The organism is Streptomyces sp. NPDC036764, from assembly GCF_055609385.1.
Genome location: NZ_JBVJPT010000004.1, coordinates 18,347 through 37,288 on the forward strand (window position 1 = coordinate 18,347; position 18,942 = coordinate 37,288).

17 protein-coding genes are annotated in these 18,942 nt (G+C 72.5%); 10 read left to right on the forward strand and 7 right to left on the reverse strand.

The window, feature by feature from the left end; translation table 11 throughout:
* Positions 1-146: 146 nt before the first annotated feature.
* The 4 genes from ACZ69Q_RS18265 to ACZ69Q_RS18280 all read left to right on the forward strand — a co-directional run bounded on the left by ACZ69Q_RS18265 (position 147) and on the right by ACZ69Q_RS18280 (position 3,509).
* On the forward strand, positions 147-668 hold the full coding sequence (locus ACZ69Q_RS18265; protein WP_471042731.1) for a hypothetical protein: 522 nt from the start codon (positions 147-149) through the stop codon (positions 666-668).
* A gap of 10 nt (positions 669-678) precedes the next feature.
* Positions 679-1,959, forward strand: coding sequence for a sensor histidine kinase (locus ACZ69Q_RS18270; RefSeq protein WP_471042734.1), 1,281 nt, complete (start codon positions 679-681; stop codon positions 1,957-1,959).
* A gap of 42 nt (positions 1,960-2,001) precedes the next feature.
* Positions 2,002-2,652 (forward strand): LuxR C-terminal-related transcriptional regulator, encoded by a 651-nt coding sequence (locus ACZ69Q_RS18275; RefSeq protein WP_471042736.1) that lies wholly within the window; start codon positions 2,002-2,004, stop codon positions 2,650-2,652.
* Between the two features lie 74 nt (positions 2,653-2,726).
* Entirely contained in the window at positions 2,727-3,509 is a 783-nt protein-coding gene (locus tag ACZ69Q_RS18280; protein ID WP_471042739.1) for a sulfite exporter TauE/SafE family protein, read from the forward strand.
* A 46-nt stretch (positions 3,510-3,555) separates the two neighbouring features.
* Here the strand turns inward: ACZ69Q_RS18280 and ACZ69Q_RS18285 are convergent, their stop codons facing one another.
* Positions 3,556-4,464: an NAD(P)-dependent oxidoreductase gene (locus tag ACZ69Q_RS18285; RefSeq protein ID WP_471042742.1), complete on the reverse strand. Its 909-nt coding sequence runs from the start codon at positions 4,462-4,464 to the stop codon at positions 3,556-3,558.
* A gap of 96 nt (positions 4,465-4,560) precedes the next feature.
* On the opposite strand from ACZ69Q_RS18285, the gene ACZ69Q_RS18290 reads away from it, so the two are divergent.
* On the forward strand, positions 4,561-4,962 hold the full coding sequence (locus ACZ69Q_RS18290; protein ID WP_471042744.1) for a winged helix-turn-helix transcriptional regulator: 402 nt from the start codon (positions 4,561-4,563) through the stop codon (positions 4,960-4,962).
* Here the strand turns inward: ACZ69Q_RS18290 and ACZ69Q_RS18295 are convergent.
* The 3 genes from ACZ69Q_RS18295 to ACZ69Q_RS18305 form a co-directional block, all read right to left on the reverse strand.
* Positions 4,900-5,586 carry a class F sortase gene (locus ACZ69Q_RS18295; RefSeq protein WP_471042745.1) on the reverse strand — a complete coding sequence of 229 codons (687 nt, stop codon included), beginning with the start codon at positions 5,584-5,586 and terminating at the stop codon, positions 4,900-4,902. The genes ACZ69Q_RS18290 and ACZ69Q_RS18295 overlap by 63 nt on opposite strands.
* A gap of 117 nt (positions 5,587-5,703) precedes the next feature.
* On the reverse strand, positions 5,704-6,219 hold the full coding sequence (locus ACZ69Q_RS18300; protein WP_471042747.1) for a hypothetical protein: 516 nt from the start codon (positions 6,217-6,219) through the stop codon (positions 5,704-5,706).
* A 705-nt stretch (positions 6,220-6,924) separates the two neighbouring features.
* Positions 6,925-8,571 carry a M4 family metallopeptidase gene (locus ACZ69Q_RS18305; RefSeq protein WP_471042750.1) on the reverse strand — a complete coding sequence of 549 codons (1,647 nt, stop codon included), beginning with the start codon at positions 8,569-8,571 and terminating at the stop codon, positions 6,925-6,927.
* Between the two features lie 110 nt (positions 8,572-8,681).
* On the opposite strand from ACZ69Q_RS18305, the gene ACZ69Q_RS18310 reads away from it, so the two are divergent.
* The gene (locus ACZ69Q_RS18310) at positions 8,682-9,110 is read left to right on the forward strand and encodes a gamma-glutamylcyclotransferase family protein (RefSeq protein ID WP_471042753.1); all 429 of its coding nucleotides are present in this window, start codon (positions 8,682-8,684) and stop codon (positions 9,108-9,110) included.
* Positions 9,111-9,265: 155 nt separating this feature from the next.
* On the opposite strand, the gene ACZ69Q_RS18315 is transcribed toward ACZ69Q_RS18310, so the two are convergent.
* From ACZ69Q_RS18315 to ACZ69Q_RS18325, 3 genes are all read right to left on the reverse strand, one after another.
* Complete coding sequence (locus ACZ69Q_RS18315; RefSeq protein WP_471042754.1) at positions 9,266-11,443, reverse strand: molybdopterin oxidoreductase family protein; 2,178 nt, start codon at positions 11,441-11,443, stop codon at positions 9,266-9,268.
* Positions 11,444-11,732: 289 nt separating this feature from the next.
* Positions 11,733-12,029: a hypothetical protein gene (locus ACZ69Q_RS18320; RefSeq protein WP_471042755.1), complete on the reverse strand. Its 297-nt coding sequence runs from the start codon at positions 12,027-12,029 to the stop codon at positions 11,733-11,735.
* A gap of 175 nt (positions 12,030-12,204) precedes the next feature.
* Entirely contained in the window at positions 12,205-12,891 is a 687-nt protein-coding gene (locus tag ACZ69Q_RS18325; RefSeq protein WP_471042757.1) for a SanA/YdcF family protein, read from the reverse strand.
* Positions 12,892-13,114: 223 nt separating this feature from the next.
* Between ACZ69Q_RS18325 and ACZ69Q_RS18330 the strand changes: the two genes are divergently transcribed.
* The 4 genes from ACZ69Q_RS18330 to dnaG all read left to right on the forward strand — a co-directional run bounded on the left by ACZ69Q_RS18330 (position 13,115) and on the right by dnaG (position 18,836).
* Entirely contained in the window at positions 13,115-13,987 is an 873-nt protein-coding gene (locus ACZ69Q_RS18330; RefSeq protein ID WP_471042760.1) for a sirohydrochlorin chelatase, read from the forward strand.
* Between the two features lie 148 nt (positions 13,988-14,135).
* The gene (locus tag ACZ69Q_RS18335) at positions 14,136-15,389 is read left to right on the forward strand and encodes a deoxyguanosinetriphosphate triphosphohydrolase (protein ID WP_471042761.1); all 1,254 of its coding nucleotides are present in this window, start codon (positions 14,136-14,138) and stop codon (positions 15,387-15,389) included.
* 156 nt (positions 15,390-15,545) lie between these two features.
* Positions 15,546-16,811: an NAD(P)/FAD-dependent oxidoreductase gene (locus ACZ69Q_RS18340; RefSeq protein ID WP_471042764.1), complete on the forward strand. Its 1,266-nt coding sequence runs from the start codon at positions 15,546-15,548 to the stop codon at positions 16,809-16,811.
* Positions 16,812-16,934: 123 nt separating this feature from the next.
* Positions 16,935-18,836, forward strand: coding sequence for a DNA primase (dnaG, locus tag ACZ69Q_RS18345; RefSeq protein ID WP_471042765.1), 1,902 nt, complete (start codon positions 16,935-16,937; stop codon positions 18,834-18,836).
* The last annotated feature ends 106 nt before the right edge of the window (positions 18,837-18,942 follow it).

The window sequence follows — 18,942 nt, forward strand, 5'->3', positions numbered from 1 at the left end:
GGCGGGCTGTGAGGCCGGGTGGGAAGGCGGCGGGGTGGGGTGAACCGTACCTCCGGTTTCCGTGCAGGCCCCATCGTCTACGACCCGGGGCGAGGGGAACCTTGGGACATCCGGTTCCAGCAGCACATGCCCAGGGGGAGCGCGTCATGGACCTCATTCGCAAGATCCCGGTCCCAGAGCCGGGACCGGCGGGGCGGGACGTCGCCGCGGTGTGGGTCTGGCGGTTCGTGCGCGAGCCGTTCGACGCGGTGACGTGGCGGCGGACGGCGTACGCGGTGACCGCTCTGCCGGTGGGAGTGATGTGTGTCCCACTCGCCCTGGCCGGGCTGCCGACCGGGCACTGGCAGCGGGCCCTCGCACGGCGGCTCCTCGGTGCCGAGATCACCGCCGGCCCGCGCGCCGGGCTGGTGCACGCGCTGGTGGCGCTGCCGCTGAACCTGATCTGTGCCGTCGTCACGCTGTACGGCTGGTCGATCGTGCCGATGAACCTGGGCTGGCCCCTGCGCGCGGGCGGCGATCCCGCCGGCGCGTGGGGCGGGCCGACGTTCGCCGGGGCCTGGGCGTTCCACGCGATCGTGGGCGGGCTCGGCTTCCTGCTGCTCATGCCGTGCGTCGTACGCGGGCTGACCGGGCTCCAGCTCCGGTGGGCCCGCGCGGCCCTCGCCTAGGTTGGCCGCCGTGAACCGCCTCCGCTCCCTCGCCGCCGCCACCTTCGGCCGCCGCGCCCTGGCCGCCCTGCTGTACGCGGTGATCGCCTTCCCGCTGGCGCTGGTCGGCTTCGTGCTGGTCCTGGTCGGGCTGGCGCTGGGCGGGGCGCTGTCCGTGACCACGCTGGGGCTGTGGCTGATCGCCGGGACGGTGCGCGGGGCGCTGGTGCTGGGCGCGGCGCAGCGGGCGCTGGCCCGCGGGCTGCTCGGGGTGGAGATCGAGGCGCCCACCCCGCCGGGCGGCGCCGGGGTGCTGGGCCGGCGGCGGGCGCTGCTCGGGGAGCGGGTGGGCTGGCGGGCCGTCGCGTGCGCGCTGTCGACCCCGTTCACCGCGGTACTCGGGCTCGCGGCCGTCCTCGCCGGATACGTGTACGGCGTCCTGTTCACCCTGCATCCGCTGCTCAAGCACCTGAACAACCGGACCGTCCACCATGCCGACGGCTCGGTGACGCGGGTGTCGCTGGAGTTCTTCGGGTACCAGGTCGACAGTTGGCCGCGCTGGCTGATCCCGGTCACGGCAGGGCTGCTGCTGCTCGCCGTCGCGCCCGCCCTGCTGCGCCACGCCCTCACCCCCCACCGCCTCCTGCTGACGGCGCTGCTCGGGCCGAGCGCCGCCGACCGCCGGATCCGTGCCCTGGAGGAGACCCGCGCACACGCAGTCGAGGACGCCGCCGCCACCCTGCGCCGGATCGAGCGCGACCTGCACGACGGCACCCAGGCCCGGCTCGTCGGCCTCGCCATGCATCTGACCGTGATCCACGAACTGGTCACCGCCGACACCGACCGCGACCGCGTCCTCGCCGCCGTCGACACCGCCCGCTCCAACGCCACCCAGGCCATCGCCGACCTGCGCCACCTGGTCAAGGGCATCCACCCGCCCGTACTGGACGAGGGCCTGCCCGCGGCCCTCGCCACCCTCGCCGCCGACAGCGCCCTGAGCGTCGACGTCACCACCGACATCCGCACCCGCCCCACCCCGGCCGTCGAGTCCATCGCCTACTTCTGCGCCGCCGAACTACTCGCCAACGCCACCAAACACAGCGGCGCCGACGCGGCCACGGTGACGGTCACCGCCCACGACGGCCCGCTGCGCCTGCGCGTCGCCGACGACGGCCGGGGCGGAGCGGTGATCGGCGCGGGCTCCGGACTCACCGGGCTGCTCGCCCGGGTGCGCACGGTCGACGGCACCCTCACCTGCGACAGCCCGCCGGGAGGGCCTACGGTGGTCACCGTCGAGCTGCCCCGCGCCTGACTCGGCCGCACGGACCACCCGCCGACCGCCGATCGGAGCCGCATGCGCGTCGTCATCGCCGAGGACTCCGCCATCCTGCGCGACGGGATCGTGCAGCTCCTCCGGCTCAGGGACGTCGAGGTCGCCGCGGCCGTCTCCGACGCCGAGGCGCTCCTGGCCGCCGTCGCCGAACACGCCCCCGATGTCGCCGTCGTCGACATCAGGCTGCCGCCCACCCAGAGCGACGAGGGCGTGCGGGCGGCCCTGCGGCTGCGGCGCGAGCATCCCGGCCTCGGGGTGCTGCTCTTCTCGCAGTACGTCGAGACCGCGCACGCCGCCCGGCTGCTCACCGACCCCGCCGGGTTCGGGTATCTGCTGAAGGAACGGGTCGTCGACATCGGGGAGTTCGTCGGCGCGCTGGAGCGGGTCGCGGCCGGCGGCACCGCGCTGGACCCCGAGGTAGTCGCCCAGCTCTTCGGCGCGAGCCGGCGCGCCACCGCCCTGGACGCGCTCACGCCCCGGGAGCGCGAGGTGCTCGCCCTGATGGCGGAGGGCCGTACGAACCACGCTGTCGCGGCGGCGCTCACGATCTCCGAACGGGCCGTGGAGAAACACGTCTCCAACATCTTCACCAAGCTCGACCTGCCGCCCTCGGAGACGGGACATCGCCGGGTGCTGGCGGTCCTGCGCTATCTGGAGGGCACGCGCACCTGACCGGAGCGCCGCGAACCTCAGATGCTCCTCAGGTACATGGACGGCACACGCATCCCCTGCCTAGGGTCGCGATCATGCCCGACATATCCCTGACCACGGTCGTCGTCCTGTGCCTCGCGGCCCTCGCGGCCGGCTGGATCGACGCCGTGGTCGGCGGCGGAGGACTGCTGCTGCTCCCCGCCCTGCTGCTCGGCCTCCCGGCGAGCACCCCGGCCGCGTACGCGCTCGGCACCAACAAGGCGGTCGCGATCGTCGGCACGACGGGCGCCGCGGTGACCTACGCCCGCAAGGCACCGGTGGACGTAGGTCTGTCCGTGCGCATCGGCCTCGCCGCCCTCGCGGGCTCCAGTGGCGGTGCCTTCTTCGCGGCCGGAATGAGCACCGAAGTGCTCAAGCCCGTGATCATGGTCGTGCTGCTGGCCGTGGCCGCCTTCGTGATCCTGCGCCCCGCCTTCGGCACCGCCCCGGCGACCGGCCCGGCCTCACCCCGCCGGATCCTCGCGGCGATCGGCCTCGCGGGCCTGGGCATCGGCTTCTACGACGGCCTGATCGGCCCCGGCACCGGGACGTTCCTGGTCCTCGCCCTCACCGCCGTGCTCCACCTCGACCTCGTCACCGCCTCCGCGACCGCGAAGATCGTCAACTGCTGCACCAACGCCGGCGCGCTCGCCACCTTCGCCTGGCAGGGCACCGTCCTGTGGCAACTGGCCGCGGTGATGGCCGTGTTCAACCTGGCGGGCGGCACCCTGGGAGCCCGTACGGCATTGAAGAAGGGCAGCGGATTCGTCCGGGTCGTGCTGCTGACGGTGGTCTTCTCTCTCGTGGTGAAGCTCGCGTACGAGCAGTGGGTGGCCTAGGGCCCGATCCAGTGGCTGGCCTAGGGCCCGATCCGGCCGACCGGCCCTAGGAGGGCCGCCCCTGACCCCGCCGCGCATCGAGCAGTTCGACCGCGCCTGTGGTGTCCTCGTCACCGTGCCCCTCGGCCAGCCACCGCTCCATCAGCGCCATGTACGGCGTCAGCAGCTCCGGGCTCACACCCTGCTCCTCGGCCGTGGCCAGCAGGGTGGCGTTCCCCGCGACCTGCATCGCGAGGTTGGAGACGACGTCCTTGCCGTAATCACCGCTCTGCAACTGGTCGGCCGCCTTGTGCGCGGCGGGGGCCATCGCGCCGAGCCACGAGGCCAGCAGCGGCGCGAAGTCCTTCGGGGCGATGTCCTCCCGGCGGATCAGCGCGAAGGCGTGCAGGACGCCGGCGAACATGCCGCTCATCGCGCTCAGCAACGCCACGTCGTGCAGCGCCGCGAAGCCTGGGTCCGAGCCGACGTAGCGGGTGCCCGCCGGGACGGCGAGGGCGGCGCGGTGCTCCTCGAAAAGGGCGGACGAGCCGCTGTAGAGGACATAGGCGCCGGACTGCGCGTTCCCGATCATCGGCGGTACGGCCATGATCCCGGCGTCCAGGAAACGGGCGCCCCGGGCCTGCGCCCAGGCGGCGCGGGCGCGGCCCTGGGCGGGCGTTCCGGTGGTCAGGTTCACCAGGTCACGGCCGGACAGGTCGACGCCGTCGAGGGCCTCGCCGACCGAGGCGTCGTCGAGCAGACAGAGCACGACCAGCCGGCTCGCGGCCACCGCCTCGGCGGCACTCGCGGCGACGGTCGCGCCCGCGGCGGCGAGGTGCCCGGCGCGGGCCGGTGTGCGGTTCCAGACGGTGACCGGATGGCCCGCGGCGAGCCAGGCGCGGGCCAGGGCGGTGCCCATGGCGCCGGTGCCGAGAAGGGACAGGGGGGTTCGGGAGGCAACAGGGTTGTCAGTCATGGCGTTTAGGCTCGTCGCAGGGAACGGCCTGCTCAAGTACGTACTTCCAAGTGGGCGGTTACCTGTGGGAAAGGGTCCAGGCAGGGGAGGGGCGGCATGGCGGTCGGACGGCGGCCGGGGGCGTACGTCTGCGGGATCGACGCGGCGATGGACGTGGTGGGCGGCAAATGGAAGGTGCTCGTGCTGTGGGCGCTGAACGAGCGTCCGTGCCGCTTCGGGGAGCTGCGCCGGGAGCTCGCGGGGGTGACCGAGAAGGTGCTCGCCGCCCAACTGCGGGAGCTGGAGGCCGACGGCATCGTGCACAGGGAGGCGTACGACGAGGTGCCGCCGCGCGTCGAGTACTCCCTCACACCGCTGGGCACCTCGCTCAACGCGGCGCTGGCCCCGCTCGGGGCCTGGGGCCGGGAGAACATCCTGGGTCCTCGCGAGGAGCGGTCAGCGGCTGCCCGTCAGATGCGCGAACACGACGACGTTGCCCCGGTACCCGGTCGTCCGTGAGTAGCCGCCGCCGCAGGTGATCACCCGCAGTTCGGGGCGGGCCGCCGGGCCGTACACCTTCTCGTCGGGGAAGGCCTTCGCTTCGTACACCTCGACGGCGTCGACGGAGAACAGGGCGGTGCCGCCGTCGCGGCGGTCCACCTCGATCGTGCTGCCCTTGCGCAGGGCGCCGAGACGGTAGAAGACGGCGGGCCCGTCGGCGTTGTCGACGTGGCCGGCGACGATCGCGGTGCCCGTCTCGCCGGGCGTGGTACCGGCCTCGTACCAGCCGGCGAGGTTCGCGCGCCCGGCGGGCGGGACGTCGAGGCTGCCGGTCCTCGTCAGGCCGAGGCCCATGAGGGGGGCGTCGACGCGGATCGACGGTATGCGTATGCGGTCGGGCGGGGAGGGCGCGAGCGCGAGCGCGGCGGCGTGCAGCGGGTCGCGCGGGCCGGTGCGCGGACCGCTGCTCTCCCGGGCCCCGGCGAGGCCGTCGCCCTGCGAGGTCTCCCCGGCCTGTGCCGGCGACGGCTGCGGCGGGGCGTGCGTCTCGCCGCCGTTGTGCAGCAGCCAGGCGCCGGAGCACAGGGCGAGGACGGTGGCGGCGGCTATCGCGGCGTCACCGACGCTCCTTCGACTGCGCACGCGAGCCTCCTGTGACTCTCCTCGGGCCGCCCGTTCCCCCTCCGGGCCGCGAGGGGTGTCGGACCCGGAGGGGGAGGGGACGTGCGGTACCGGCGGACGGACAGCGGAGGGTGTCCGTCAGATCCCGTCGCCTCTCGCCCGGCGATGCAGGAGCCAGGTACCGCCCGCGGCGGCGACGGCGAGAGCCGCCACGCCGGCCGCGGTCTGCACGGGATCGCGGCCAAGAGCGCCGCCGACCCCCGTCTTCACACTTCCCCTCGGATGGACCTGCTGCCCGCTCGCCGGCGTCAGCGTGACCACCAGGTCGCCCGCGACCCGTTTGCCGCCGTCGGCGCAGGTCGCGACGATCTCGTACGTCCCCGGCTGCGCGCTCGGCGGCACCCGGAACCGTCCGGTCGCCTTCCGCTCCCGCGGCGCCAGCGTGAACGAACCGGCGCCGACCGCGCTGGCGTCGCCCGCCGCACCGCCGCCGGGGCACGCGGATGTGTCCACCGTGACCTGCTCGCCCGGATCCACCGAGGCCGGGCGCAGCTCCAGGCCGTCCGCGTCGGCGCCGTACGCGGGCGCGACGACTGTGGCCAGGGCTCCGACGGCCAGCGCGGTCCCGGTCAGCAGACGGGCGGTACGACGCATCGATGCTCCTTCGAGCGCAACGGACCCACGACCCGCGACACCCCCATGTGCCGCCGTCGGCCGAGCCCTGCCCTTCCGAGGAAAGTCCCGAAGAGCCGCCCGCGCCTGCCGAGGCAACACCGAAAGCGGGGTGAACGGGCGCGGGGAGGGACCGGAGGAATACGCGGAGAGAGCCGTTTCAGCAGGTCAATGGGGCGATGCGGGGAAGCGGAGGAAGAGAATCGGTTGGGTGGGGCGCGGGGGTGTGAACGGGTGACGGAATCGGCCGGAGGGTCCGATGGGGTCGCCGGGCAGTCGGCCGGAGGGTCCGTCGGGGTCGCCGGGCAGTCACCTTGACAATGGGCGACGACGACATACGGCTCCATGACGACTGGGCAGGCCACTGCCAACCCAGGGGCGCGGGGAACTGCGCGACCGGCCATCTACGACCCGCACCCGCCCACGCAGCACGGCAGGCGGCGAGCACAAGCGTCCTCGCCGCCGAACCGGCGTCGACCCGGCCAACCCAGGGGCGCGGGGAACTGCGCGACCGGCCAACTACGACCCGCACCCGGCCACGCAGCACGGCAGGCGGCGAGCACAAGCGTCCTTGCCGCCGAACCGGCGTCGACCCGGCCAACCCAGGGGCGCGGGGAACTGTGCGACCGGCCATCTACGACCCGCACCCGCCCACGCAGCTCACCCCCCGACCCCTGCCCCGACCGGTCAGCCCACGTTCACCGCACTCCAAGCCGCGGCCACCGCCCGCTCCTCCGCACTCCCGGCCCCGTAAAGATCCTTGGCCGCGCTCAGCGTCGCCGCCCGCGCCCCCGCGTACTTCGTCGAGGACGTCATGTAGACGGTCAGCGCCCGGTACCAGATCTTCCCGAGCTTGGCCCGCCCGATCCCGCTCACCGAAGAGCCGTCACAGGTGGGGGAGTTGTAGCTCACCCCGTTGATCGTCTTCGCCCCGCTGCCCTCGGCCAGCAGATACGCGAAGTGGTTGCCGATCCCCGACGAGTAGTGCACATCGAGCTGCGCGGTCGCCGTGCTCCAGCAGTCCACCGAGACCCCGTCCTTCGACGGCTTGTCCATGTACCGCAGGGCATCCCGCCCGAGCCCCGACCGGACGACCTTCTCGCCGATCCGATAGTCCCCGGGGTCCGAGGAGTTGCCCGCGTGGAACTCCACCAGCGTCCCGAAGATGTCGGAGGTCGCCTCGTTCAGCCCGCCGGACTCGCCCGAGTACGTCAGCGCGGCCGTCTTCGACGTCACGCCGTGCGACATCTCGTGCCCGGCGACGTCCAGCGACACCAGCGGCCCGAGCTGGGTTCCGTCACCGTCGCCGTACGTCATGCAGAAGCAACTGTCGTCCCAGAACGCGTTGTTGTAGCCGTTGCCGTAGTGCACGCGGTTGAACGAACCCTTGCCGTCACCCGCGATGCCGTTGCGGCCGTGGACGTCCCGGTAGTAGTCCCACGTCGCGTCAGTGCCGAACTGCGCGTCCACCGCCGCCGACGAGCGGTTGGCCGACGTACCGCTGCCCCAGTGGTTGTCGGCGTCGGTGAAGACCGTCGCCGGCGCCCGGTTGAGGCAGATGTTCAGGATGCACAGGTCCGTCTTGTTCGCCGCGTCACCCGTGTAAGTACCGCCGCGCGTCGCGTCCTTGAGCTGGTACGCCGACCCCGACGCGGTCGTCTCCAGCGGCACCGTGCCCGCGTACAGCGACTTGCCGTCACCGGACGCCGTCTCGATGCTGTCCCACGCGTCGATCTGCGCACCCGTGCCGGCGTCCGTCAGCACGGTCCGGGCGACCGGGTTGCCGAGGGAGTCCTGCGCGACCGCGTCGGTCCGCCAGGCCAGCTTCGGGGCGCCGTGCAGGGCGTCGACGACCAGCTCGGGCCTGGAGGTGAGCCTCTTGAGCGTCTCGCCGACGTTCACGGCGCGCAGCGCGCTCGCGGCGAGGTCGGCGGCCCGGGGCCCCGAGACCTTCGGTGACACGCTCTTCAGGGAGATCGGGCGCCCGACGGCACGGGAGGCGCCGCGGTACGTACCGTCCTTCTTCAGATGCACGACGAAGTCGCCCCCGAGAACGGGCAGTCGGTGATATGTCCGGTCGTAGCGGACATGCTGCGTGCCGTCCGAGTCCACCACCACGTCCCGGACGCTTGTGTCCTGCGCGGCCGTCAGCCCCAGACTCCCCGCGACGTCGGAGAGGACGGAGGCCGCGTTCTCCACGGCATCGGCCCTGCTCGGCGGTTCGTCCGCGTCGGCGGTGGGGGTGAGGACGGCGGCCAGCAGGCCGGCGACGGCGACGGCGGCGCCCGCGGTGGCAAGACGGGAACCTCGGATGTGCGCCCGTATTCGGCTCATCGGTCTCCTTGAACTGGACGGCTCGGAAGCTGACCCAGATTCAAGGGGGCATGAACATGCTGTGGCCAGGGTGAATACGTGGAGGTGTGTGAGAGGAGAGAATCGTTTCCGTGACCCCCTCTCCTCGACTCCCGTTCTTCGTCTACGGCACCCTGCGCCCCGGTGAGCCCAACCACGACCACTTCCTGCGTGGGCGCGTCCGCGCGGAGGAACCGGCGCGGCTGGAAGGGGCGGTGCTGTACGACGGGCCGGGTTATCCGTATGTCGTGGAGGAGGCGCGCGGGGGTGGCGTCGTGTACGGCGATCTGGTCGTCGCCCGGCCCGAGGAGTACGGCGCGCTGCTGGCCGCCCTTGACCTGCTGGAGGAGTACGCGCCGGGTGATCCGCGCAACCTGTACGAGCGGGTTGCCCGCGACGTGCTCCGCGGTGCCGACGGAACTGTCGTGCGGGCGTGGGTGTATGTCGCCGCCCCGGCTGTTGCCGCGCGGCTGCGGGCGCGGGGTGTGGTGATCGAGAGTGGGGACTGGGGGCGGCGTTGAAGGAACCACTGCGGGTGCCGCGATGAGTCGTCTTTCGGCCGCGGCGCCGTCGTGGCCGGTCGCGCAGTTCCCCGCGCCCCTTGGGGCGTTGGAGCCGCCGTCCGCCTACAACGCACCGCCTCCCCCCGCCCCTTAGGGCGTTGGGGTCCTGTCCCTCATGACTGCACCGTCTCCACCCGTACCGCGCACGTCTTGAATTCCGGCATTCGGGACGTCGGGTCCAGTGCCGGGTTGGTCAGGGTGTTGGCGCGGCCCTCTCCGGGCCAGTGGAAGGGCATGAAGACGGTGTCGGGGCGGATGCCGGTCGTGATGCGGGCGGGGGCCACCGCCCGGCCCCGGCGTGAGATCACGGCCACCGGGTCGCCGTCGGCCGCCCCGAGCCGCGCCGCAAGCCTTGGGTGCAGCTCCACGAAGGGGCCCGGCGCGGCGGCGTTCAGCTCATCCACGCGGCGGGTCTGGGCGCCGGACTGGTACTGGGCCACGACACGTCCGGTGGTGAGGAGAACCGGGTACTCGTCGTCGGGCTCCTCGGCGGCCGCCCGGTGCGAGACGGGCACGAACCTCGCCCGTCCGTCGGGTGTGGCGAAGCGGTCGAGGAAGAGGCGAGGCGTGCCGGGATGCGGTGCCGCGGCGGCATCGTGGTCCTGTGCGGGGTCGTCGGGCCCGGCGTCCAGCGAGGCGTCCTCGCAGTCGCCGGCGTCGTCGGCCGTCCCCGTCGCCGCGGGACACGGCCAGAACACGCCGTTCTCCTCCGCGAGCCTCCGGTAGGTGATCCCCGAATAGTCGGCAGGTCCGCCCGCGCTCGCCCGGCGCAGCTCCTCGAAGACCTCCTCGGCGTCGGTCGGGAAGCCCTTCTCCAGCCCCCGTTCCCCACCCAGCCGCGCCGCGAGCTCGTGCATGACTTCCAGGTCGCTGCGGACGCCCTCCGGCGGGCTGATCGCGCGGCGGCGCAGCAGGACCCGGCCCTCCAGGTTGGTCGTCGTGCCCGTCTCCTCCGCCCACTGCGTGACCGGCAGGACGACGTCCGCGAGTTCGGCCGTCTCCGACAGCACGACGTCACAGACCGCGAGGAAGTCCAGGGACCTGATCCGCTCCTCGATGTGCGCGGCACGCGGCGCCGACACCACCGGGTTGGAGCCCATCAGCAGCAGCGACTTGATGTCGGTGCCGAGCGCGTCCAGCAGTTCGTAGGCGCTGCGTCCCGGGCCGGGCAGGCTGTCGGGGTCCACGCCCCACACCTCGGCGACATGCCGCCGCGCCGCCGGGTCGTCCAGCTTGCGGTACCCGGGCAACTGGTCGGCCTTCTGGCCGTGTTCGCGCCCGCCCTGCCCGTTACCCTGCCCGGTGAGGCAGCCGTATCCGGACAGCGGCCGGCCCGCCCGCCCCGTCGCCAGGCACAGGTTGATCCACGCGCCCACGGTGTCCGTGCCCTTGGACTGCTGCTCGGGCCCGCGCGCGGTCAGCACCATGGCGTGCTCCGGCTCGCAGAACAGCCGTACGGTCTCCCTGAGTTGAGGCACGGACACGCCCGTGATCCGCTCCACGTACTCCGGCCAGTGCGCCATCGCGGCGGCCCGCGCGTCCTCCCAGCCGGCCGTGCGCTCCCGGATGTACTCCTCGTCCACCCGCCCCTCGGCGACGACCAGGTGCAGCAGGCCGAGGGCGAGGGCGAGGTCGGTGCCGGGACGGGGTGCCAGGTGCAGGTCGGCCTGCTCGGCGGTCTTCGTGCGGCGCGGGTCGATGACGATCAGCGTGCCGCCGTTCTCACGCAGCTCGTTGAAGTAGCGCAGCGAGGGCGGCATCGTCTCCGCGGGGTTGGAGCCGACGAGGATGACGCAGCCCGTCCTCGGGATGTCCTCCAGCGGGAACGGCAGCCCCCGGTCCAGGCCGAACGCCTTCATCCCGGCCGCCGCCGCCGACGACATGCAGAAGCGGCCGTTGTAGTCGATCTGCGAGGTGCCGAGCACGATCCGCGCGAACTTGCCGAGGCCGTACGCCTTCTCGTTCGTCAGGCCGCCCCCGCCGAAGACGCCGCACGCGTCCGGACCATGTTCCGTACGCGTGCGGCGAAGGCCCTCGGCGACGCGGTCGAGTGCCTCGTCCCACGTGGCCGGCACGAGCGTACCGCCCGACCGCACCAGCGGCGAGGTCAGGCGGACGCTCGAGGTCAGCACCGCGGGTGCCGTACGGCCCTTGCCGCACAGCGCTCCCCGGTTCACCGGGAAGTCCGGGCGCTCGACCACCGCGACACCCCCGTCCTGCTGGGGCGTGAGGTTCATTCCGCACTGCAGGGCGCAGTACGGGCAGTGGGTGGGCGTCGCGGAGTTCGGCATACCGTTCAGCGTGCTTCCGGCGTGTTACGCGCGCGGCGGCCCCCTGTTACGCCGCCGGGACGGTGACCTCCCGGCCGCCTCCCGACCGCCGTGAGCTTCGCCGGGATGCCGCATGGGTTGTCGGTCGTCTGCCGCTCTGTCGTGGCTGGTCGCGCAGTTCCCCGCGCCCCTCGCGGGGGCGTTGCCCAGCCGCCGGCGCGAGCCCTCCGGACGTGAGGAGGGCGGGAGAAGGGCACAAGCCCCGCTCCCGCCCGTTCAGGGACGGTCCTTGGTCAGAGGACGCCCTGGGTCAGCACTCGTACGCGTAGTACGGGACGTCGCCGGGCTCCAGGCCGATCGTTCCGATCGCACCGGGACCGATCTGGATGCACGACGGGTCAAAACCGTCGACCTCGACGCTGGCGAAGATGGTGTACCCGCATTCGTTGTAGATGTCCGCCCACCCGGGGCCGGAGCCGACGAGGTGGGCGCAGCCCGGCTCCCTCGGCTGTCCGGCCTCGGCCGCGGTGGCGGTCCCCGCGGCTGCCGCACCGGTGATCAGCGCCACCGCCGCGGCCGTGGCGAACAGAGAGCGAAGACGAGTCATCAGGTGTCCTTTCCCCCAGACGCGGCGGCGGTCCGATCCGCCGCCGCACTGTGACGGACGCTATGAGTAGTCGAATGACTACGGAAAGTGCTCGCTGAGGGGATTCACGCGGTTGGCTGGCGTGCGCGCGTCAAAACCTGCGTGTGAGAGCGTGGGCCACTCGTTTCGGGCGCCGCTACCGCCCTGCCGCCAGCGCGTTCGCCACCCCCGGCTCCCTCGGCCCGAGGAAGTGCGGGTCCGGCTCGAAGACGGCGTCCAGGGCCGCCTTGCCGGCCGCGAGGATCTCCCGGGTGCCGCCGTAGTACCAGGTCATGTCGTGCCTGTCCTGCACCCCGACGCCGTACGACGCCACCCCCGCCTCCTCGCACAGCGCGACCGCCCGCCGGATGTGGAAGCCCTGGCTGATCAGCACGGCCTCGTCCACCCCGAAGATCTTCTTGGCCCGGACGCAGGAGTCCCAGGTGTCGAAGCCGGCGTAGTCGCTGACGATGTGCGCGTCGGGCACGCCGTGCCGGGTCAGATACGTACGCATGGCGTCGGGCTCGTCATAGTCCTTGCGGCTGTTGTCACCGGTGACCAGGACCACCTTGATCCGCCCCGCGCGGTACAACTCGGCCGCCGCGTTCAGCCGGTGGGCGAGATAGGGGGAGGGCTCGCCGGCCCACAGCCCGGCGCCGAAGACGACGGCCACGTCGGTGCGCGGCACATCGGCCGTGCTGCGCAGCCGGTCGCCGGTGACGATGTGCATCCAGGTGGCCGGAAGCAGCGCCAGCACACATCCGGCCACCAGGGCCTGCACCAGCCGCCGCTGCCCGGCGCGGGTGCGCGGAAGTCTCGGTCGGCCCAGCTTCGGTCGGCGCATCGGACGGTCCCTCCCCGGTCGGCACACGGCCCGTTCTCGACAGTCAGGGACGCCCTGCCGACCGCCGCGGTTCACTCCCCATGGTGTGAGCAGTTGCACTCCGGCAAGTGAAACCGCAGGTCACACCACCTCACACCGCCCGGGTGCGGCACCGTGAACCCGGCGAAAGAACCCGTCATTCCTGTGAAACGGGGCGGCAACGTCGCGCCGCCACCATCGGTTCATGACGGCGTCGAACCACCTTCACGACGAGTCCACGACGGCCCACCTCGACAGTACGGCGCACCTCATGAACCGGATCAGCAGCCAGCTCGCCAGCCAGCTCAGCCTCGTCCAGCTCGACGGGCGCCGGCGCCCCGAACCGCCCGCGCTCGTGGTCGTGGCCCACGGCAGCCGCGACCCGCGCGCCCTGAGCACCGTCCGTGCGCTCCTCGACGAGGTCCGTGCGCTGCGCCCCGGCCTGCCGGTCCACCTCGGCCACATCGAGCTGAACGAGCCCCTGCTCCCCGACACCCTCGCCGCCCTCGGCGACCGCGAGGCGATCCTCGTCCCGCTCCTGCTCAGCCGCGGCTACCACATCAAGCGGGACATCCCCGAGATGGCCGCCGAGTCGTCGGTACGCGCACGCGTGGCCGGCGCGCTCGGCCCGCACCCCCTGCTGGTGGAGGCCCTGACCGCCCGTTTGGTGGAGGCGGGCTGGCGCACCCGCATGGACGAGCCGACGCGCCGCACAAGCGCGGTGGTCCTGGCCGCGGCGGGCTCCCGCGACCCCGCGTCCAAGCTCGACACCTCCCGCACGGCCCGCCTCCTCGCCGACCGCCTGGGCGTCCCGGTCATCCCGGCCTACGCCACGACGGCGACCCCGACGGTCCCGGACGCGCTGACCGCACTGGCGGCCCGAGGCCGCACGCGGGTGGCGGTGGCCTCGTACTTCACGGCCCCGGGCCGCTTCGCGACGGAGTGCGCCCAGGCGGCCCCATGGATCGCCTCGGCCCCCCTCGGCACCCACCCGGCGATGGCCCGCCTCCTCCTGCACCGCTACGACCGGATGGCGACAACGCCGGTCACGGCAGCAGTGGAACTGGCGTCGGCTTAGAACGCCGGGAGCGTATGCGCTTCCAGGGGCGCGGAGAACTGCGCGAACGGCCACACACCACCCGCACACGCAATCCGACACATCCCGGCAGACGAGTAGGCGAAACACAGCCCCCCGTTTGTCACTGTCTGCCTTTACTGTCGGGTGCATGTACTACGACGAGTCGGCAGTCGAACGCTGGGCAGCCGAACCCGACAAGCGCCCCGGCCGCACCGCCTTCCAGCGCGACAGAGCCCGCGTACTCCACTCGGGGGCCCTCAGAAGGCTCGCAGGCAAGACCCAGGTGGTCACGCCGGGCACCCACAGCCAGGCATGGGACCCCAGCCCCCGCACCCGCCTGACCCACTCCCTGGAGTGCGCCCAGGTCGGCCGAGAGCTGGGCGCCGCCCTCGGCTGCGACCCCGATCTCGTGGAAGCCGCCTGCCTCTCCCACGACCTCGGCCACCCGCCCTTCGGCCACAACGGCGAAGTCGCGCTGAACGAGTTCGCCGAGGACTGCGGCGGCTTCGAGGGCAACGCCCAGTCCCTGCGCCTGCTCACCCGCATCGAACCCAAGCGGTTCACCCCGGAGGGCTCCGTCGGCCTCAACCTCACCCGCGCCACCCTCGACGCCGCCACCAAGTACCCCTGGCCCCGCGGCGCCCACCCCGCCGACCCCAAGTCCCCGAAGTTCGGCGTCTACGAGGACGACAGGCCCGTCTTCGACTGGGTCCGCAAGGACGCCCCAGCCTCCCGCACCACCTTCGAGGCCCAGGTCATGGACTGGTCCGACGACGTGGCCTACTCCGTGCACGACGTCGAGGACGGCCTGCACGCCGGCCACATCGACCCCAACTGCCTGCACGCCGAACCCGAACGCCGCGAGGTCTTCGCCGTGGCCGTCGGCCGCTACGTCCCCGAGGACACCGACCCCGCCGAACTCGCCGCCGCCCTCGACCGGCTCCAGGACGCACCCTGGTGGCCGCACGGCTACGACGGCTCCGCCGTCGCCCAGGCCCGCCTGAAGGACGCCACCAGCCAGCTCATCGGCCGCTTCTGCCTGGCCGCCGAGTCCGCCACGCGCGCGGCGTACGGCGACGGCCGGCTCACCCGCTACGGCGCCGAACTCGTCGTACCCCGGCAGACCCGCCTGGAGTGCGCGGTCCTCAAGGCCGTCGCCGACCGGTACGTCATGCAGCGCGCCGAGCAGGAGCGGCTGCGCGCCGATCAGCGGATCGTCGTCGCCGAACTGGCCGAGGCGCTCACCGCTCGCGCGCCCGAGGGGCTGGACCCGCAGTTCCGGGCCCTGTTCGACGCGGCCGGCGACGACCGCGCCCGCAAGCGCGTGATCGTCGACCAGATCGCGTCCCTCACGGACGCCTCCGCGCGCGCCCTGCACACGCGGCTCACACAGCGGGCCTGAGCGCGGGTGCCGTCACCCGCGCGCGACAGGTGAGACACCGGGGACGAACGGGCACTCGAAAGTGACCCTGCGTGGCCTGATCGGGTCACCCCCTCTTCCCGCATCACGCTGCGTGCGGGACGCTCATGTGGCGGCACCCTTACGAGGAGGCATCAAGTGGTCGACGCGGATCAGACATTCGTCATCGTCGGAGGAGGGCTCGCCGGCGCCAAGGCGGCCGAGACGCTCCGAGCGGAGGGCTTCACCGGGCGGGTGATACTGATCTGCGACGAGCGCGACCACCCGTACGAGCGGCCGCCGCTGTCCAAGGGCTACCTCCTCGGCAAGGAGGAGCGCGACAGCGTCTTCGTGCACGAGCCCGCCTGGTACGCGCGCAACGACATCGAGCTGCACCTCGGCCAGACCGTCGACGCGATCGACCGTACGGCGAAGACGGTGCGGTTCGGCGAGGACGGCACCGTCGTCCACTACGACAAGCTCCTGCTGGCCACCGGCGCCGAGCCGCGCCGCCTGGACATCCCGGGCACCGACCTGGCCGGCGTGCACCATCTGCGCCGGCTCGCGCACGCCGAGCGCCTCAAGGGCGTCCTGACCTCGCTCGGCCGGGACAACGGCCACATCGTGATCGCCGGAGCCGGCTGGATCGGCCTGGAGGTCGCGGCGGCGGCCCGTGAGTACGGCGCCGAGGTCACCGTCGTCGAGCCGTCGTCGACGCCGCTGCACGGCGTGCTGGGCCCCGAGCTGGGCGCGGTCTTCGCCGAGCTGCACCGTGAGCGCGGGGTGCGGTTCCACTTCGGCCGGCGGCTGACGGAGATCGTCGGCCAGGACGGCATGGTGCTGGCCGCGCGCACCGACGACGGCGAGGAGCATCCCGCGCACGACGTGCTCGCCGCGATCGGCGCGGCCCCGCGCATCGGTCTCGCCGAGGCGGCCGGGCTGGAGATCGCCGACCGCGCCCACGGCCGGGGCGTCGTCGTCGACGAGCGGCTGCGCACCTCCGACCCCGACATCTACGCCGCCGGCGACGTGGCGTCCTTCCCGCACGTCCTGTTCGACACCCGGCTGCGGGTGGAGCACTGGGCCAACGCGCTCAACGGCGGCCCCGCGGCGGCACGGGCGATGCTGGGGCAGGACGTCACCTACGACCGCGTGCCCTATTTCTTCTCCGACCAGTACGACCTGGGGATGGAGTACTCCGGCTGGGCGCCCCCGGGGTCGTACGACGAAGTGGTGATCCGGGGCGACGCCGGGAAGCGGGAGTTCATCGCGTTCTGGTTGAAGGACGGCCGGGTCCTCGCCGGGATGAACGTGAACGTGTGGGACGTCACAGAGCCGATCCAGCAGCTCATCCGCTCGAAGGCACCGGTGAACACGGAGACCCTGGCGGATCCGCATGTGGCGCTGGAAAGCCTGATCCCCTAGGCGCCTGCCGGGTTCCCCCGGCTCACGGGTGCGGGCGGTCCGTGGCCGGTCGCGTACTTCCCCGCGCCCCTGGGCGTTGCAGCTCGCCACAGACATGTCGGTGCGCCCCCGTAGAATTCACGCGTGGCAGGACGGATCAACGACGAGGACGTGAAAGCGGTACGGGACGCGGTCCCGATCGACGCCGTGGTGTCCGAGTACCTCCAACTGCGCAACGCGGGCGGCGGGAACCTCAAGGGGCTGTGCCCCTTCCACGACGAGAAGTCGCCGTCCTTCCAGGTCAGCCCCAGCAAGGGGTTCTTCCACTGCTTCGGCTGCCAGGAGGGCGGCGACACCATCACGTTCGTGATGAAGGTCGACCACCTCTCCTTCTCGGAGGCGGTCGAGCGCCTCGCCGCCCAGGCCGGTATCACCCTGCGCTACGAGGAGGGCGGCTACAACCCCTCCCACCAGCGCGGCGAACGCATCCGCCTGGTCGAGGCCCACAAGATCGCCGCCGACTGGTACATGGAACAGCTCGCCACCAGCCCGGAGGCCGACACCGGCCGCCAGTTCCTCGCCGAGCGCGGCTTCGACCAGGCCGCCGCCCAGCACTTCTCCGTCGGCTACAGCCCCCAGGGCTGGGACCACCTCACCCGCTTTCTGCGCGGCAAGGGCTTCACCGACAAGGAGCTCCTGCTGTCCGGGCTGTCGCAGGAGGGCCGCCGCGGCCCGATCGACCGCTTCCGGGGCCGCCTCATGTGGCCGATCCGCGACATCGGCGGCGACGTGGTCGGCTTCGGCGCCCGCAAGCTGTACGAGGCGGACAACGGCCCGAAGTACCTGAACACCCCCGAGACGGCGATCTACAAGAAGTCCCACGTCCTGTACGGCATCGACCTCGCCAAGAAGGACATCGCGAAGGCGAGCCGCGCGGTCGTCGTCGAGGGCTACACCGACGTCATGGCCTGCCATCTCGCCGGCGTCACCACCGCCATCGCGACCTGCGGCACCGCCTTCGGCGGCGACCACATCAAGATCCTGCGCCGGCTGCTGATGGACAACGGCTCGGCGCGTGTCATCTTCACCTTCGACGGCGACGCGGCCGGCCAGAAAGCGGCCCTGCGCGCCTTCGAGGACGACCAGAAGTTCGCGGCGGAGACGTACATCGCCATCGCGCCCGACGGCATGGACCCCTGCGAACTGCGCCTCGCCAAGGGCGACGAGGCGGTCGCCGACCTGACCCAACCGCGCACCCCGCTCTTCGAGTTCGCGCTGCGCCAGATCGTGGTCCGCTACGACCTCGACACCCCGGCGGGCCGCGCCGCCGCGCTGGACGAGGCGGCACCGATCGTCGCCCGCATCAAGAACAGCGGCGCCCAGCACGAGGTGGCGGTCCAGCTCGCGGGCATGCTCGGCATCCTGGACACCCAGTTCGTCGTCAAGCGGGTGGCCCAGTTGGCGCGCTGGGCGCGTGATCGGGGCGGCAGGGGACAGGCGCCGGCGTCCCGCGGGCAGCAGCAGTACGACTCCGCACCCGCGCCCCGCACCTCCGGCCCGGCCCTGACCCTGCGCAACCCCGTCTACGCCACCGAACGCGAACTGCTCAAACTCGCCCTCCAGCGACCCGAGTTGGTCTCACCGGCATTCGACGCGTACGGCATTGACGAGTTCACCGCCGCCCCCTACGCCGCCGTACGCCAGGCGATCATGGACGCGGGCGGCGCGGAGTACGGCATCCAGGACGCGCAGGAGTACCTGGTCCGCGTCCGCGACGCCGCCCCCGACGACCAGGTCCGCGCGATGGTCACGGAGCTCGCCGTCGAGGCGATCATGCGCAGGACCGTCGACGAGAACTACGCCGGCGAACAGCTCGTCACCGTCCGCCGCCGCGCCGTGGAACGCCGCGTGCGCGACGTCCAGAGCCAGCTCACCCGTCTCGGCGCGGGCGGCGACCCGGCCCAACTGACCTCCGTGCAGAACGAACTGTGGGTGTTGCAGCAGTACGACCAGGCATTGCGCGGACACGGCGCGGCAGCGCTCTGACCGTCCCCCCGCTTCCCCGTACGTCGGGGTAACCGCGCGGTCACGGCCCGATTGCAAAAAGTCACCGCACGCCCCTCGTGGCGGCTATGTGTCGTACTCCACACTG